This window comes from Amorphus suaedae, assembly GCF_053629675.1.
In genome coordinates this window covers 358,128-374,623 of the sequence record NZ_JBRJIT010000002.1, presented here as the reverse complement: position 1 = coordinate 374,623, position 16,496 = coordinate 358,128, and the positions used below count along the sequence as shown (strand labels likewise).

At 69.1% G+C, this 16,496-nt stretch carries 16 protein-coding genes and 2 pseudogenes; 7 read left to right on the top strand and 11 right to left on the bottom strand.

What is annotated here, in order from left to right; genetic code table 11:
• Positions 1-57 precede the first annotated feature (57 nt).
• Positions 58-642 (bottom strand): putative glycolipid-binding domain-containing protein, encoded by a 585-nt coding sequence (locus AB7M35_RS15435; RefSeq protein WP_453961247.1) that lies wholly within the window; start codon positions 640-642, stop codon positions 58-60.
• Between the two features lie 205 nt (positions 643-847).
• On the opposite strand from AB7M35_RS15435, the gene AB7M35_RS15430 reads away from it, so the two are divergent.
• On the top strand, positions 848-2,617 hold the full coding sequence (locus AB7M35_RS15430) for an SLC13 family permease (protein WP_453961246.1): 1,770 nt from the start codon (positions 848-850) through the stop codon (positions 2,615-2,617).
• A 16-nt stretch (positions 2,618-2,633) separates the two neighbouring features.
• Here AB7M35_RS15430 and AB7M35_RS15425 read toward each other — a convergent pair whose 3' ends face one another.
• From AB7M35_RS15425 to gloB, 3 genes are all read right to left on the bottom strand, one after another.
• Positions 2,634-3,611, bottom strand: a complete 978-nt coding sequence (locus AB7M35_RS15425; RefSeq protein ID WP_453961245.1) for a calcium/sodium antiporter — start codon at positions 3,609-3,611, stop codon at positions 2,634-2,636.
• 127 nt (positions 3,612-3,738) lie between these two features.
• Positions 3,739-4,176, bottom strand: a complete 438-nt coding sequence (locus tag AB7M35_RS15420; RefSeq protein ID WP_453961244.1) for a cupin domain-containing protein — start codon at positions 4,174-4,176, stop codon at positions 3,739-3,741.
• A gap of 45 nt (positions 4,177-4,221) precedes the next feature.
• Positions 4,222-4,995, bottom strand: a complete 774-nt coding sequence (gloB, locus tag AB7M35_RS15415) for a hydroxyacylglutathione hydrolase (RefSeq protein ID WP_453961243.1) — start codon at positions 4,993-4,995, stop codon at positions 4,222-4,224.
• Positions 4,996-5,088: 93 nt separating this feature from the next.
• Between gloB and AB7M35_RS15410 the strand changes: the two genes are divergently transcribed.
• Positions 5,089-5,919 carry a class I SAM-dependent methyltransferase gene (locus AB7M35_RS15410; RefSeq protein ID WP_453961242.1) on the top strand — a complete coding sequence of 277 codons (831 nt, stop codon included), beginning with the start codon at positions 5,089-5,091 and terminating at the stop codon, positions 5,917-5,919.
• Here the strand turns inward: AB7M35_RS15410 and metW are convergent.
• Together metW and metX are read right to left on the bottom strand one after the other, a co-directional pair.
• Entirely contained in the window at positions 5,828-6,448 is a 621-nt protein-coding gene (gene metW / locus AB7M35_RS15405; protein WP_453961241.1) for a methionine biosynthesis protein MetW, read from the bottom strand. The genes AB7M35_RS15410 and metW overlap by 92 nt on opposite strands.
• Positions 6,445-7,647, bottom strand: coding sequence for a homoserine O-acetyltransferase MetX (gene metX / locus AB7M35_RS15400; RefSeq protein ID WP_453961240.1), 1,203 nt, complete (start codon positions 7,645-7,647; stop codon positions 6,445-6,447). Before metX ends, metW begins: the two co-directional genes overlap by 4 nt.
• 200 nt (positions 7,648-7,847) lie before the next feature.
• Between metX and AB7M35_RS15395 the strand changes: the two genes are divergently transcribed.
• Genes AB7M35_RS15395 through AB7M35_RS15385 form a run of 3 tightly spaced genes read left to right on the top strand, consistent with a single transcriptional unit; the run spans position 7,848 to position 10,781 of the window.
• Entirely contained in the window at positions 7,848-8,663 is an 816-nt protein-coding gene (locus tag AB7M35_RS15395) for a chorismate mutase (RefSeq protein ID WP_453961239.1), read from the top strand.
• Positions 8,664-8,674: 11 nt separating this feature from the next.
• Complete coding sequence (hisC, locus tag AB7M35_RS15390) at positions 8,675-9,796, top strand: histidinol-phosphate transaminase (protein WP_453961238.1); 1,122 nt, start codon at positions 8,675-8,677, stop codon at positions 9,794-9,796.
• The gene (locus AB7M35_RS15385; protein ID WP_453961237.1) at positions 9,789-10,781 is read left to right on the top strand and encodes a prephenate/arogenate dehydrogenase family protein; all 993 of its coding nucleotides are present in this window, start codon (positions 9,789-9,791) and stop codon (positions 10,779-10,781) included. Before hisC ends, AB7M35_RS15385 begins: the two co-directional genes overlap by 8 nt.
• On the opposite strand, the gene AB7M35_RS15380 is transcribed toward AB7M35_RS15385, so the two are convergent.
• Entirely contained in the window at positions 10,716-11,768 is a 1,053-nt protein-coding gene (locus AB7M35_RS15380) for a DUF2125 domain-containing protein (RefSeq protein ID WP_453961236.1), read from the bottom strand. The genes AB7M35_RS15385 and AB7M35_RS15380 overlap by 66 nt on opposite strands.
• A gap of 275 nt (positions 11,769-12,043) precedes the next feature.
• Here AB7M35_RS15380 and AB7M35_RS15375 point away from each other — a divergent pair, with 275 nt between their 5' ends.
• Positions 12,044-12,577, top strand: coding sequence for a gamma-glutamylcyclotransferase (locus AB7M35_RS15375; protein ID WP_453961235.1), 534 nt, complete (start codon positions 12,044-12,046; stop codon positions 12,575-12,577).
• 101 nt (positions 12,578-12,678) lie between these two features.
• A pseudogene (gene fosX / locus AB7M35_RS15370) lies at positions 12,679-13,126 on the top strand (FosX/FosE/FosI family fosfomycin resistance hydrolase); the annotation flags it as partial.
• A gap of 169 nt (positions 13,127-13,295) precedes the next feature.
• Here fosX and AB7M35_RS15365 read toward each other — a convergent pair.
• The 4 genes and pseudogenes from AB7M35_RS15365 to ftsE all read right to left on the bottom strand — a co-directional run.
• A pseudogene (locus AB7M35_RS15365) lies at positions 13,296-13,715 on the bottom strand (lysophospholipid acyltransferase family protein); the annotation flags it as partial.
• A 293-nt stretch (positions 13,716-14,008) separates the two neighbouring features.
• A complete protein-coding gene (locus AB7M35_RS15360) occupies positions 14,009-14,710 on the bottom strand; it encodes a YdcF family protein (protein ID WP_453961234.1) in 702 nt (233 codons plus the stop codon).
• Positions 14,711-14,803: 93 nt separating this feature from the next.
• On the bottom strand, positions 14,804-15,805 hold the full coding sequence (locus AB7M35_RS15355) for a cell division protein FtsX (protein ID WP_453961233.1): 1,002 nt from the start codon (positions 15,803-15,805) through the stop codon (positions 14,804-14,806).
• 4 nt (positions 15,806-15,809) lie between these two features.
• Entirely contained in the window at positions 15,810-16,469 is a 660-nt protein-coding gene (gene ftsE / locus AB7M35_RS15350; protein ID WP_453961232.1) for a cell division ATP-binding protein FtsE, read from the bottom strand.
• Positions 16,470-16,496: the final 27 nt, after the last annotated feature.

Here is a 16,496-nt window from a genome sequence, read left to right as displayed (position 1 = left end):
GCCCGATGCATCCGGACCGGAGATAGCGTCCGCAGCGCTTGAAAGCCGGCGCCGCCCTCAGAGCGGCGCCACCCGCTCGAACAGATGCTCGTAGCGGATCACCAGCCCCCGTTCGTCGACCTCCAGATCCGCCTCGAAGCCTGCCGACAGGCCGAGGTCGACGTATCGCAGGCGCGCCGGCCCCAGCCGGTCGTATCTCTGGCGAGAGCGTGCCACCGTCATCGAGGCGGCATCCACGTAACAGGTCTCGAGGGTCAGGCTCCGCCGTTTCTCCCCGACCATCCGCCGGATCGGCAGGGTGTTGCAGAAGGGGGTGACGGAGAGATCGGGCTCGTCCGTGCCGTCGAGCTCCGCCCGGCGTGTCCCATCGACGGCCCAGCCGCCGTCCACCCGCTCCAGCGTGAGCGCGGTGCGGCCCGCCGGCCCCACCTTCTCGACCTGCACCGAGAGCGCGCGCCAGTCGGGGGTGAGCCGCCAGCGATGGGCGAGCTCGAAGCCGCCGTCTTCCAGGCAGAGGATCGTCGCCTCGGCGGTCACGGCCTCGGCGCCGACGCGGAGCACCATGCGCTCCAGCCCCGCCACGTCCGTGCGTCGCCAGAACAGAATTTCGGTGTCGCGCTCCAAGCGGTCCTCCCTGCCCATCGCCATATCCCGGCTGATTTGCCCACGCCCCGCAATCGTCGCATCCAGCCAGCCATCAGGGCCAGCCCGGTCCTGCCGCGAAGAAGCGGGCCCGATCCGCCGCATGGATCCATCGCGCGCGCTCGGGTGTTGACGGACCATCGCCCCTTGGCGACAACGGTCGCCACGCCGCTTTCCTCCTTCCTTCCAGGGACCCTCTCCGACGATGACCTATCAGCAGGGTGCGCTCTTTGGCCTGTTCGTCGTCGTCTTCGCGTTTCTGATCTGGGGACGCTTCCGTTACGACCTCGTCGCGTTCACCGCCCTCATCATCGGCGTGATCATCGGCGCCGTCCCGACCGACCTGGCGTTCACCGGCTTCGGCCATCCGGCCACCCTCATCGTGGCGCTGGTGCTGGTCGTCTCGCGCGGCCTGGTCAACGCCGGCGCGATCACGGTGATCGCCCGCGCGGTCCGGCAGACCGGCGGCAGCGTGCCCCGGCACGTGGTGACCATCGGCGGCATCGGCGCCGCCCTCTCGGCCTTCATCAACAACGTCGCGGCGCTCGCGCTGCTGATGCCCGTCGACATCGAGGCGGCCAAGCGCGCCGGACGACCCGCCGGGGCGACCCTGATGGCGCTCTCCTTCGCCACCATTCTCGGCGGCCTCGTCACCATGATCGGCACCCCGCCGAACATCATCGTCGCCCAGTATCGCGGCCAGGTGGAGGGAACGCCCTTCTCCATGTTCGACTTCGCGCCCGTCGGCATCGTCTGCGCGGCCGTCGGCCTCGCCTTCGTCGCCTTCGTGGGCTGGCGCCTCATCCCGAAACGCGAGGGCGCAGCACCCGACGCGCTGGCAGCCATCAACGACTACGTGGCCGAGCTGGAGGTGCCGGAGGAGTCCAAGTCGATCGGGCGCCAGGTGAGCGAACTGGCCGAAAAGACCGCCGACACGGACGTGGCGATCCTCGGCCTGATCCGCGACGGCAAGACCCTGCCGGGCCGCGCCCGCGCGGCCATCATCCAGGCAGGCGACCTCCTGCTCGTCGAAGGCGCCCCCGACACGCTCGACCGGGTCCGCAGCGAACACGAGCTTTCGGTGGTCGGCAGCAACGTCATCGAGGACCTCGGCGGCAGCGACATGACGCTGTCGGAGGCCGTCGTCACCCGCGAAAGCCGCGTCGACGGCCGCTCGGTGAAGCAGATCGGGCTGCTGCGCTTCCACGGTGTCAGCCTGCTGGGCGTGTCGCGTCAGGGCAAGCGCATCAACGGCCGCGTCCCCGGCCTGACGCTGCGGGCCGGCGATATCCTGCTCCTCTACGGCCCGGCCGAACGCATGGACGATGTCATCTCGTGGCTGGGCGCGCTGCCGCTCGCGGCGCGCGGCCTGAGCGTCACCCAGGGCCACCGCGCGTGGCTGGCGGCGGGCCTGTTCGCGGTCGCCGTCGGCGTCGCCAGCTTCGGGCTGATCGATCTCGCCATCGCGCTCGCCGCCGTGACGGCGCTCTACGTGGCGCTCGACATCGTGCCGATCCGCGAGGTCTACGACCACATCGAATGGCCGGTGGTGGTGCTGCTGGGTTCGATGATCCCGCTCGGCGCCGCGCTGGACGCGGCGGGGGGCACGGCGCTGATCGCCGACGGCATCGTGACGCTCACCGCCGGGCTGCCGGCGGCGGTGATCCTGACCGTGGTCATGGTGGTGACGATGACGCTCTCCGACGTCCTCAACAACACGGCGACGGCCGTGGTGGCCGCGCCCACCGGCTACCAGATCGCCACCCAGCTCGGCGTGTCGCCGGATCCGTTCCTGATGGCGGTCGCCGTCGCGTCGTCGTGCGCGTTCCTCACGCCGATCGGCCACAAGAACAACACGCTCGTGCTCGGGCCGGGCGGCTACAGCTTCGGCGACTACTGGCGCATGGGGCTGCCGCTGGAGCTCATCATCATCGCGGTTGCGGTGCCGATGATCTTGCTGGTCTGGCCGCTCTGACCTGCGCGATACCGCCTCAGGCCATGCCGCTGTACAGCACGCCGATATAGGCCACGTAGGCGCCGAGGAGCAGTAGGCCCTCGCCACGCGACATCCGGCCCCGACTGCGCGCCATCACCACCATGGCGATCGACACGCCCACCATGATCGGGAAATCGAACATCAGCATCGCCTGAGAAACCGGGATCGGATGAACGAGGGCCGTGATGCCGCCGATGCCGAGGATGTTGTAGATGTTGGAGCCCAGCACGTTGCCGAGCGCAATCTCCGACTGCTTGCGCACGGCCGCCACGACCGAGGTGGCGAGTTCGGGCAGCGAGGTGCCCAGTGCGACCAGCGTCAGGCCGATCACATCCTCGGAAATGTCGAACATGCGGGCGATGCTCACCGCGCCGTCGACGAGGAAATTGGCACCGACAACGACGATGACGATGCCGGCAATCACCAGCGCGGCGTCGACGATCCACGGGAAGCGAAAGAAGAACCTGTCATCGCCGCCGGAAATCTCGGCGACCGACGGCACGTCCCCAGCGGCGGCCAGTTCGCCGCCCGTGTTGCGCTCGCTCATATACAGCCAGCCCAGGTAGGCGACCAGGCCCGCCACGAACAGCGCCCCCATCCAGCGCTCCAGTTCGCCGGTCATGGCCACGACGGTGAAGGCGAGCGCGGTGGCGATGACCAGCCCGCCATCGCGCACCACGGCGGCGCGCGAGCACATGAACGGCCGGATCGCGGCGGCGGCACCGAGGATCAGCAGGATGTTGGCGATGTTGGAGCCGACGATGTTGCCGACCGCAATGCCGGGCGCGCCTCTCCAGGCGGCCTCCAGACAGGTTACCAGTTCCGGCACCGAGGTGCCGAACCCGACGATGGTGACCCCGACCACCAGCGGCGACATGCCCAGGCGGACGGCGAGCCGTGAGGCGCCGCGCACGAGAAGTTCGCCGCCGCCGAGAAGGCCGAGCACCCCGACCGCAATTTCAATGAAAATCATTCATGACCGCTTGGAGAAGGAACCGTCGGGGCGATTGATGTGAGTGCAAACGCGCGCGCCCCCTTAGATCGGGACGGTCATGACGAATTGAAAGACACGAAATTCCGATTTCCGCGCGTGGCAGCGGTCAGCTTCGCGTGACCGGCCGCCAATCGGGCGCCGCCAGCTCGAACCCCTCGAACAGGAAGCCCGGCGCCACGGTGCAGCCGATGAGGGTCCACTCCCCCAGCGGCCGGGCGGTCTGCCACGCATGGGCGGGCACCACCAGCTGCGGCCGTTCGCCGGCGAGCAGGTTGGGCCCGAGCTGGTGCGCGGTGCTGTCGGACCCATCCGCAGAAATGATCAGCTCGAGCGGCCCGCCCGCATACCAGTGCCAGACCTCGACCGCGTCCACCCGGTGCCAGTGCGACACCTGGCCCGCCGCCAGCAGGTAGTAGATCGCCGTCGAATGGGCGCGATCCTGATGACCGGCCCCGTCGCGGAAGGTCTCGCGGAAATGGCCCCCTTCGGGATGGGGAAGGAGGTCGAGGTGCTCGATGATCGCCTCAGCGGTGAGTGACTGCATTGTCAGGTCCCTGGTCGCGTTGATCGGGTGGACGGAGCGCGGTCGTCAGAAGACGTCGCGGCGGCTCCTCAGCTCGGCAAACACGTCGGCCGGTTCGGCGCGCACGAGGCCGAGCTTCTCGGCAAGCGCCGGATCGTCGGCCCGCAGGAACGGGTTCGTCTCCTTTTCCGCCCGCATGGTCGTCGGCACCGTCGGCTCGCCCCTGGCGCGCGCCGCCTCGACCTCCTTGCCGCGCGCCGCGAGGGCGGCGTTGTCGGTGTCGACGCTGGTGGCGAACTCGGCGTTCTTCTGGGTGTATTCGTGGCCGCAATAGATGCGGGTCTCGTCGGGGAGCACCTGCCGCAGGGTCAGCAGCGATGCCCACATGGTCGCCGCGTCCCCCTCGAACAGCCGGCCGCATCCCATGGCGAACAGGGTGTCGCCGGTGAACGCGATGTGGAGGCCCGGGAGCCAGTAGGAGAGCGGTCCGGAGGTATGGCCGGGCGTGGAGATCGCGCGTACCGCCCAAGGACCGATGGTGGCGCTCTCGCCGTCGTTGAGAAGTTCGTCGAGGCCGTCGATCCGGCTCGCCTCGTCATGGGGGCCGATCACCGTGACCCCGCCCCGCGCCTTCAGCGCCGCAATGCCCTCGACGTGGTCGGGGTGATGATGGGTGATCAGGATGTGGGTGAGCGCCCAGCCGGTTTCGTCGAGCACCCTGGCGATCGGCGCGGCCTCGGGCGCATCGACGAGCAGCGTCGTGCCGCTTTCCGGGTCGTGGACCAGCACGGCGTAGTTGTCCGAGCGGCAGGGGATGAGGCGGATGTCGGCGTCGGCCATGGCTGTCTCCCGGTTTCCATTGCCAAATTGTCCTATCATCCCGACTTAAGGCATGAACACGGAATTTCGACCCTCGGACGGATGGGCCGCTCCATGCACCTCGAAGCGATCGAGATCCGGAACTTCTATCTCTCGCCTCAGGGCCGGATCGTCCGTCAGCTTCTGAGCACGCAGATCCGGGACATCTGGCCGGACCTGCGCCGCGAGCGGGTTCTGGGGCTCGGCCACGCCACACCGTACCTGCGTCCCTTCAAGGAGGAGGCCGAACGGGTGATGGGCTTCATGCCGGCCCAGCACGGCGTGTTCGCCTGGCCCCCGGAAGGGCCGTCCGCGACGGCACTGGTGCTGGACGACTGCCTTCCGCTGCCCGACGCCAGCGTGTCGCGCGTCCTCGTCGTCCATGCCCTGGAGGCGACCACCGCGCCGAACACGCTGCTGCGGGAGGTCTGGCGGGTGCTGGCTCCGGGCGGGCGGGTCCTGGTGGTGGTGGCCAACCGCACCGGCCTCTGGGCACGGCTCGAGACGACACCGTTCGGCGTCGGCCGCCCGTTCACTCGCGGCCAGATTACCCGGCTGGTCGAGGACCTGTCGTTCACCCCCTCGCGGGTGGAGCACGCGCTGTTCGTGCCGCCCTCCACCGCGCGATCGGTGCTGGGATCGGCGCGCGGCTGGGACCGGATGGGGTCGCGCTTCTGGCCGAAGCTCGCCGGCGTCGTCATGGTCGAGGCGGAAAAGCGAATGACCCAGCCGATCGTCTCGGGCCGCAAGCGGCGCGTGCCCGTCTTCGCGCCGGCGCTGGCGCCGAGCCCGACGGCGGGGGCCAGTGCCTGCCTCAGCGATGCAGCAGAAACACCGCCTGCTCGCCGAACAGATTCCAGAACCACCACGGCGCCCGGATCGGCATCCGTCCTCCGACGCCGTTGAGCGCGATAGCCTGCTCCACCGTCACGTCGAGCTCCTCGCACAGGCTGACGAAGTCGCGGATGGTGCAGAAGTGGATGTTGGGCGTGGCGTACCACGGCTCCGGCAGGTGCGGGGTGATCGGCATCCGGCCCTGGAACAGCAGCTGCAGGCGCATCCGCCAGTGGCCGAAGTTCGGGAACGAGATGATCACCTTGCCGCCGATCCGCAAAAGGTTCTGCAGCACGCTCTTCGGGTCGCGTGTCGCCTGCAGCGTCTGGCTCAGGATGACGTAGTCGAACGAATTGTCGAGATAGCCGAACAGGTCCGCGTCGGCGTCGCCCTGGATCACCGACAGCCCCCGGGCCACGCACTCGTTCACTCCCGTCTGCGACAGCTCGATGCCGCGCGCGTCGACGCCCTTTCGGGTGGCGAGCAGCTCCATCAGCCCGCCGTCGCCGCAGCCGACGTCCAGCACCCGCGATCCGGGCTCCACCAGATCGGCGACGGCCTCCAGATCGAACCGCCCCCGCTTCAGCGCGATCTCCGTCATGCCGCCGGTCCCGGGGGCTCGATGCCCCGCACATGGGCCGCGCCCGTGAGGAAGCCGCGGGTGACGCGGAACAGCTCCGGCTCGTCCAGCAGGAAGGAATCGTGGCCGCGGTCGGTCTCGATCTCGACGAAGGACACGTTCGCGCCGGCGGCGTTGAGGGCGTGCACGACGGCGCGGCTTTCCTTGGTCGGGAACAGCCAGTCGCTGGTGAACGAGATGACGCAGAAGCGCGTCGGCGAGCGCCGGAACGCGTTCGCCAGGATGCCGCCGTGGTCGGCCGCCATGTCGAAATAATCCATCGCCCGGGTGACGTAGAGGTAGGAGTTGGCGTCGAATCGGTCGACGAAGGTGGAGCCCTGGTGCCGCAGGTAGCTCTCGATCTGGAAGTCGGCGTCGAAGCCGAAGGTGATCTGCTCACGGTCCTGCAGCGCGCGCCCGAACTTGGAGTGCAGCGCCGGCTCCGACACGTAGGTGATGTGGGCCGCCATGCGCGCGACCGACAGCCCCTTCTTCGGGCTGACGCCCTCTTCCAGGTAGCGCCCGCCTCGCCAGTTCGGGTCGGCCATGATGGCCTGCCGGCCGACCTCGTGGAAGGCGATGTTCTGGGAGGAATGCCGGGCGCCGGCGGCGATCGGCAGCGCCGCGAACACCCGCTCGGGATAGCTCGCCGCCCACTCCAGCACCTGCATGCCGCCCATCGAGCCGCCGACCACGGCGAACAGCTTGTCGATGCCCAGCCGGTCGAGCAGCATCGCCTGGGCGCGCACCATGTCGGCGATCGTCACCAGCGGCATGTCGAGGCCGTAGCGCTTGCCGCCGCCGGGGGCGCGCGAGGCCGGCCCCGTCGTCCCCGCGCAGCCGCCGAGCACGTTGGCGCAGAGGACGAAGAAGCGGTCGGTGTCGATCGGCCGGCCGGGTCCGACCATCAGGCTCCACCAGCCGGGCTTGCCGGTGATCGGATGGGGAGAGGCGACATACTGGTCGCCCGTCAGCGCGTGGCAGACGAGGATGGCGTTGGAGCGCTCGGCGTTCAGCTTGCCGTGGGTCGTGTAGGCGATCTGCCACGGCGCGAGCGAACGGCCAGCGTCGAGGGCCAGCGGCTGGTCGTCCCCGAACACCTCCACCATGCTCGATGGCGCATCGACCTCCCGGAGCCGGGCAAGACCGACGGCATCGTCATGATCTGGCAGTTGGGTCATCAGGGTCCCGGATACGCAACATTGCCCCGCGCAATGGAGGGGTAGCTAGGAAACGGCCTTGGCGGGTGTCAATGTTTTCTTTGATTTTGGCCCGGCGCTCTTCTAAGTGTGTCGGCTTGCGCGGCTAACGAGAACGCGCGCTCTTCGTGGTGTTCCTCATGTCAAACTCGGCCTCCCGGGGGTCATCGGCTCCGGCCCCGGTGACGCTCGATTCGCTCAGGCACCGCATCGATTCGATCGATGCGGAGATCCATGCCCTTCTGATGGAGCGGGCGCAGACCGTCTCCGACATCGTGGCGGCGAAGGGTCCCTCGCCGTCCGCGGTGGTGATCCAGCCCGCCCGCGAAGGTGACGTCGTGAAGCGCCGCCTGGAGGCGCACGGCGGGCCGCTGCCTCCGGCGATCGTCACCCACGTCTGGCGCTCCGTCATCTCCGCCTTCTGTGACCTGCAGCGGACCTTTCGCGTCCACGTCGTCGGCCTGTCCGGCGCCGACGGCGGCATGCGCGATCTCGCCCGGTTCTGGTTCGGCTTCTCGCCGGCGCTGGCCGAGCCGAGCGACGCCGCCGTCGCGGTGCGCGTGCTGGAGCGCAACGAAGGCGACCTCGGCATCGTGCCGCTGTCGGCATCCGGCCCCTGGTGGCGCGGGCTCGCGGCCGACGGCGTCCACGTGGTCGCCCGGTTCGCCCGGCCCGTGGGCGAGGCCAGCGATTGCCTGCTGATCGCCGGTGCCAAGGTCGGCCCCGCCGCCGGCAGCGTCAACGTGTTCGCTCTCGTCTGGCAGGGCGCGGCCACGCCGCCCGCCATCGACGGCGCCGAATACCTTGCCACCGCCGGCGACGGCACCGAGGCCTTCGCGCTCGTCGCCACCCAGGCCTCGGCCGACATCCTTCTCGACCAGTGGCGTCAGGCCGGCGACATCGCCCCGCCGTCGCTCGCGCTGGTCGGCCAGTACGACCCGGAGCTGGTCACGGCGGCCAGTTTCGGCGAAATGACGTCCCACAAGGAGCCCAAGTGATGAGTCAGGGCATGACCGCAACCCGTCCCGTCCCGCGTCCCGGCGTCATGGCGATCAACGCCTACGTGCCCGGCAAGTCGAAGGGCGCGCAGGTTCGCGAGTACCACAAGCTCTCCTCCAACGAGACGCCGCTCGGCGCGAGCCCGAAGGCCATCGAGGCCTACCTGTCCGTCGGCAAGGCACTGGAGCTTTACCCTGACGGCGCGTCCACGGCGCTGCGCGGGGCGATCGGCGAGGCGATGGGCCTGAACCCGGCCCGCATCGTCTGCGGCAACGGCTCCGACGACCTCCTCGGCATGATCGCCCATGCCTATATCGGTCCCGGCGACGAAGCGATCTTCACCGAGCACGGCTTCCTGGTCTACCGCATCGTGACGCTCGCCTCCGGCGGCGTGCCCGTCGTCGTGCCGGAGACCGACAAGACCGCCGACGTCGACCGCATCCTCGCCGCCGTCACCGAGCGGACGCGCGTCGTCTTCCTGGCCAATCCGAACAACCCGACCGGCACCTACCTGCCCCAGTCGGAAGTCCGCCGGCTGCACGCTGGCCTGCCGCCGCACGTCCTGCTGGTCCTGGACGCCGCCTACGCGGAATATGTCCGCCGCAACGACTACGAGGCGGGCATCGAGCTGTCGGGCGCCAGCGAGAACGTCGTGATGACACGGACCTTCTCGAAGATCCACGGCCTCGCCGCGCTGCGCGTCGGCTGGCTCTACGCTCCCGAGCACATCGTCGACGCGATCAATCGCATCCGCGGGCCGTTCAACGTCAACGCGCCGGGGATCGCCGCCGCCTGCGCCGCCATCCGCGACCGCGCCTTCATGGAGGCGGCCGTCGACCACAACGCGACCTGGCTGCCGTGGCTCACGGAAGCCTTCACCGCGATCGGCATCGACGTGACGCCGAGCCAGGGCAACTTCCTGCTGCTCAACTTCCCCGACCGGCCCGGCATCAGCGCTGCGGCCGCCGACCAGTATCTGCTGGACGAAGGCATCGTGCTGCGCCGTCTGGATCCCTACGGCCTGCCGAACGCGCTGCGCATGTCGGTCGGCACGGAAACCGCCAACAAGGCGACGGTTGCGGCCCTCACCCGGTACATGGCGCAGGCCGGGGGGCAGCCGGCCGATGGCTGATCCCCTCTTCGGCCGGGTCGCCATCGTCGGCATCGGCCTCATCGGCTCGTCCATCGCCCGCAAGGTGCGCGCGCAGGGCCTGGCCGGTCACATCGCCATCGCGGACGCCAATCCGGACGCGCTGGCCGAGGCGGAGCGTCTCGGCCTGGGCGACAGCTACGCGGCGAGCGCGGCGGATGCCGCGCGCGGGGCAGACCTGATCGTCTCCTGCGTTCCGGTGGGCGCTGCCGGCAGCGTCGCCGAGGAGTTCGCCTCCTTGGTCACCCCGGAGACGCTGATCACCGACACCGGTTCGGTGAAGGCGAGCGTCATCCGCCAGATGCTGCCGAAGCTTCCGTATCCGGCCCGTTTCGTCGCGGCGCATCCGGTCGCGGGCACCGAGAACTCCGGGCCTTCGGCGGGCTTCGCCGAACTGTTCGAGAACCGCTGGTGCATCATCACGCCGACCGAGGAAACCGACCGTCAGGCCATCGAGCTGGTCTCGGCGTTCTGGACCGGGCTCGGCGCCAACGTGGAAACGATGACGCCCGAGCACCATGACCTGGTGCTGGCCGTCACCAGCCACCTGCCGCACCTGATCGCCTACAACATCGTCGGCACGGCGGACGACCTGGAAGACGTCACCCAGTCGGAAGTGATCAAGTTCTCCGCCGGCGGCTTTCGCGACTTCACGCGTCTCGCCGCCTCCGACCCGACCATGTGGCGCGACGTGTTCCTGCACAACCGGGAGGCCGTCATCGAGGCCCTGGGCCGCTTCTCCGAGGATCTCTCCGCGCTCCAGCGGGCGATCCGCTGGGGCGAGGGCGACATGCTGTTCGACACCTTCACCCGGACGCGCGCCATCCGCCGCGGCATCATCGATGCCGGCCAGGAGGTCGACGCGCCGGACTTCGGCCGCCGCCCCGCCACGCGGGACGGATCAGCCGCCGAAGAGAAGGGCGAAGGGAACCGGAGGAATGCGGCCGATCGGAAACAGGCCGGCTGACACGCGGCCGGCCGCGATCGACAGCGGAAACGACCGCGCCGGCTTGCCGTCGATCTCGGTCTGCTTGCCGAAGTTCAGGACGGTCTGCATGACGCTGCGCAGCGTATCGGCCTCCTGGGGCGACAGGACCCCGTCCAGATAGGGCAGACGTCCCTCGCCGGTGGTCACCGCGACGGTGACGGCGCCGTCCAGCGCGCCGTCGGTCCGCACCGTGACGTCGCCCGCCGCCGACACCGCGGCATCCCCTGCCGACAGCGACAGCCGCGTCAGCTCCACCGGAAACCCGTCGCCCGCGGCGGCGATCATCATCGGACCGCCCTGGATCGCGGCCATCAGCGTCCGGGCGTTCTTGAGCACGCCGATCGCCTGGAAATCGACGGGAGGCTGGCCGGCCATGGCGTTCAGGCCGTCAAGGCGCGCCGCGACGTCGACCGCATCGGGGGTGGCCGGATCGTTGCGCAGATGCAGCTCGGCGAGTTTCGCGTCGACCGGCGGCAGCCCGAACGAGGTGACGCGCGGCTCCACGATGGAGAGCGCGAACCGGCCGGTCTCCGATCCGTCCGTCACGAGACTGGCATGCGCCAGCGACCACTCCACCCGCGTTTCCGCAAACGCCGTCTGGCTGATCACGGCCGGCGACCCGAATTCGGCAATGACGTGGCGCGGATTGTAGATGAGCGCGACCGCGGTCAGGCTCGACACCGTCACCACCCCGTCCGCCGTGGTCAGGCTCGTCCCCTCGCCGCAGCGCAGCTCGATGCGGAACGGATAGCCCTCGATGCGCCGGTTGGCGCAGTCGAGATCGACGCCCTGCTCCACACCGTCGTCGACCACTTTCAGGAAGGTGCGCTCGGCGTAGGCGGCGGCGATGAACCAGAAGACCGACCACAGGACGGCCACGGCAACCAGCACCGATCCGAGGATCAGCACCCGACGCCTCATGCGGGACGGCCCCTTGGTCGGTACGGTCTCATCGGTACTTGCCACGGGTACCCTCCTGCTTCCCACGGAAATCCGTCACGCCCCGCCCGGTCCCGGGCGATACCCCTCGGTCCCGGACCTGTGCACGCCCGGCTGGCCGCACATCGATCTGCGATCCGGGCGGAAAGACGAACCCGATCCCATAAGTTACGCCATACTCCATGTCGAGAACGCGTGGAGCGGCCAGAACGACGCATGCGACGAACGGCTTTCTTCGGGCGCGAATGATGCTAGGTGAGACCCGGGCGCCACGGGACGGAACGGCATTCGGTCGAACGACGATGAGTGATGATTTGTGGGTATTCGGGTACGGCTCGCTGATGTGGCGGCCGGGTTTTCCGTTCGTCGAGGCCGCTCCCGCCCGGCTGAAGGGCCGTCACCGGCGGCTCTGCGTCTACTCCTGGGTACACCGGGGCACGCCTGAGCATCCGGGCCTCGTCCTCGGCCTCGACCGCGGCGGCTCCTGCCTCGGCCGGGCCTTCCGGGTCGCCGAGGAGGATCGCGAGGCGACCATCGCCTATCTCCGCGAACGCGAGCAGGTCACCGCCGTCTACAGCGAGAAGATCCTGCGCGGACGCCTGGAGGACGGCAGCGGCCGCGAGATCGACGCCCTCACCTACGTGGTCGATCGCAGCCACCGCCAGTACGCGGGCCTGCTGCCGCGCGAGCGGCTGCTGGAGGTGGTCCGCGACGCGAAGGGTCAGTCCGGCCCGAACCCCGAATACATCCACGCCACCGCCGCCCACCTGGAGGAAATCGGGATGCGCGACGACATGCTGCACTGGCTGTCGGAGGCACTGAAGGCATCCGCCTGAGGATCGGGACCCGGTCCGCGGTGCATGGGCTCTCTCACCGTGCCAGACGCCCCAGCTAGGCGGTGTTCGCGGCGGGTAAGCGGGAGACCAGGAGTCGAGCAATGATCGAGGGCCTGAGCCACATGACGTTCATCGTCAGCAACCTCGACCGGATGGAAGAGATGCTGACCACCGTTCTGGACGCTCGGAAGATCTACGACAGCGGCGACGCCACCTTCTCGCTCTCCAAGGAGCGGTTCTTCGACGTCGGCGGGCTATGGGTGGCCACCATGGAGGGCGAGCCGTTGCCCCGCCAGACCTACAATCATGTGGCCTTCAAGATGGGGGCCGACGATTACGAGGACCGGCTCCACCGCATCCGATCCCTTGGCCTGGAAGTCCGCGAAGGGCGCTCGCGCGTCGAGGGAGAGGGGCATTCGATCTATTTCTACGACTACGACAACCACCTGTTCGAGCTGCACAGCGGCACCCTCGAAGGGCGCCTGCGCCGCTACCGGGCCTGAGCGGGCTCGATCTCGGGCACCGGCAGCCCGCGCTCCCGGCAGCCCTCGAGGTAGAGCCGGTCCGACGCCGTCTCGATCTCCTCGACGAGCTTGTTGCGGAACGCCTTCAACCCCATGCCGGGCGGGATCGCCGGCAGGAACTCCACGATGATCGTCCCCGGATAGCGCTTCATCGTGTGGCGCGGCCAGTAGAGGCCCGAATTGAGCGCCACCGGCACCACCGGGCGGTCCAGCCGGTGATAGAGATGCGCCGTGCCGTTCTTGTAGGCGGGCGCCGCGCCCGGCTTCGTCCGCGTGCCTTCCGGAAAGATGATCACCTGGCGCCCGGCGTCGATGGCCGCCTGCCCTTTCTCGGCGATCTCGGACAGAGCCTTGGTGCCGGCGCTGCGGTCGATGCCGATCATGCCGAACTTGCGCGCGTACCAGCCCCACAGCGGCACGTGGAACAGCTCCCGCTTCAGGATGAACACCGGATCGGGCATCAGCGGCATCAGCGCGAAGGTTTCCCATGCCGCCTGGTGCTTGGCGGCGATCAGCGCGCCCTGCGTCGGGATGTGCTCGCGCCCGCGCACCTCGATCCTGGTTCCGCAGATGACCCGGAGCCAGAACAGCGAGGTACGCGCCCAGACCTTCATCGGCCAGATGCCGGCGCGCCGCGGCAGCACGAACAGCGGAACGGACGCGAGCGTGACGACGGCGGCGTTCAGGATGAAGGCGATTTGAAAGGCGATTGAGCGGGCAAGCAGCATCGACACCTGATCCATGGCGGGCCCCGGCGCCGGCGGCGCGGGTCAGATCGCCCCGTGCCACGCGTGCGGACCCATGGCATCGGGCCGGATGCACGGCTCTCCCGAGCGCGCATCCTCGCCATCAGACATGCAGGAGGAGGAGGGAAAAGAAAAGTCCGCGCTGGCGGCGGCCGCCGCGCTCAGAGGTCGCGGCGGACGGCGGCCATGCGGACGAGTTCGCGGGTCGGCTCGCTCTCTTCCAGGCTGAGGCGGAGCCGGGCCAGCGCGAACTTGGCGTACTCCCGCACCATCACCTTCATCGCCGCGCTGTCGCGATACCAGTGGTTCAGCTCCAGGTCCTCGTGGACCACCGGGAACGGGATCAGCTGGCGGTCGGGCAGCTCGCGCCTGAGCTCGGCCAGCGTGCGCGGCATGTGATACGCGCTGGTCACCACGATCAGCCGCTCGAAGCCGCGCGGCAGGGCCCAGTTGCGGGTCTGCTGGGCGTTCTCGATGGTGTCGAGGGCCTCGCGGTCGATGTCGACGCAGCAGTCGAAGATGTCGCGCCGGGCGGAGATGGCCGTGGCGATCTGGCTTTCGGTCGTGGACGGATTGACGCCGGTGATCAGCAGCCGGTTGGCGCGCCCCTCTTCCAGAAGCGCGATGGCGCCGTTGATACGCTGGGAGCCGCCGGTCAGCACCACGATCCCGTCGGCGTGCGGGTCGGGCGGCTGGCGGGCGGCGGACACCTGGTCGGCGAACCAAAGGAAGCCGGCGACGATGAAGGCGCCGAGGACACTGAACGTGAACAGCCCGGCGCGCGACAGCGCGATCGACCCGGCGGAGCGGTCATTCCCGCTCCTTCGCCCGACCTGCGCACTGATCCGCGTGGCGTCGTCCATCATCCTGTCCGTCATGGCAGTAGAGATTAGCTCCGAATGCGGCACGGGAAAGGCATTTCTTTCCGCACCGCCTCCGGAGCCGGTCGAATCGTCTCAATCCAGATGCGTGAGATGCCTGTGGACGGCGATGCGTGACGTGAGCGCGGTGAGGATCGCCACCGCGAATACGATCGCGAGTGCGGCAATATAGCCCGGAAGTCCGATGGTCAGGGGACCGAGCAGCGCCTGGGCCTGGGCGACCGCCGCGGTGCCGCGCGCGCTGCCGGCCGCGATCTCGATGGCGACGAACACGGCCACCGCCGAGCCGCCGCCCAAGAGCCCGCCGATCAGCCCCTTCAGCAGGAAGTGCTTCTGGAATTCGCGGGCGACGAAGGCGTTCTCCGCGCCGACGAAATGCAGCACCTCGATCACCTGGACGTTGGAGGCGATCGCCGCGCGGGTGGCGAAGACGATCGACAGCGCCAGCGCAATCAGCATCAGCGCGACGATGGAAAAGCCGCCGATCACCACCGTGCGCGCCACCGAGGCGAGCTGGCCGGACCAGGTGGAATGGTCGTCGACGGTCGCGGTCGGCACACTTGCCGACAGGGCGGCACGGAAGGCGGCGATGTCGAGGAGCGCCGGATCGCCGAGCGTGACCACCACGAGGCGCGGCACCGGCAGCTCGCCGAGGTCGAGATCGGAGCCCAGCCACGGCTCCAGCAGCGCGTTGGTGTCGGCCACCGACAGCGCGCTGGCGCTGGCGACGCCCGGCTGCGCCTCGGCGATGCGCACCGCGTCGTCGAGCTTGGCCAGCATGTCCTGCCCGTCCACCGGGCGGATCTGGATGGTGATCTCGCGCGAGATGTCCGACTGCCAGTCGCCCGCCGCGGCGTTGACCAGCGTCACCGCCCCCACCGTCAGGCACGACAGGAAGGTCATGATGGCGATGACGAACAGCAGCGCCCGGCCCGCCACCGAGCGCGCCGGCACGATCGGGCTCGTCGCCGAGGTGCTGTCGAAGCCGATGGGGCCGCCGTTGGGGTCGCGCTCGTCCGCGTCGGCGAATGCGTCGTCGTCCTCGTCCCGGGACTTGCGGCGGAAGAAGCGGACCATCGGACTACTCGGAAACCTCCAGCCGTCCGTCGAACAGGATCAGCCGGCGGGCGTCCACCTGGTCCATCAGCCCGATGTCATGGGTGGCGATGACCACCGAGGTGCCGAGCCGGTTGAGCTCGAGGAACAGCCGCAGCAGCCGGCGCGCCAGCGGCGGATCGACGTTGCCGGTGGGCTCGTCGGCGAGCAGCATCTCCGGTTGGGTGATCAGCGCCCGGGCGATCGCCGCGCGCTGCTTCTCGCCGCCGGAAAGAACCGGTGGAAAGGCGTGCATGCGGTGGCCGAGGCCGACCCAGCGCAACAGTTCGACCACGTCGGTGCGGTAGTCGCTCTCCTCCTTGCCGGCCACCCTGAGCGGCAGCGCCACGTTCTCGAAGGTGGTCAGGTGGTCGAGCAGGCGGAAGTCCTGGAACACCACGCCGATGCGCCGGCGCAGGCCCGGCAGCTCGGTGGAGGAGATCCGGGTGACGTCCTTGCCGAAGGCGCTCATGAAGCCCCGGGTCGGCTTCAGCGACAGAAACATCAATCGGATCAACGACGTTTTGCCGGCGCCCGACGGTCCCGTCAGGAACTGGAAGGAGCGCGGCGGGATATGGAAGCTGACGTCCTTCAGGACCTCCGGCCCCACCCCGTAGCGCAGTCCGACATTCTCGAAGCGGATCACATCGGCTCCTGGAGCATTTGCCGTTCG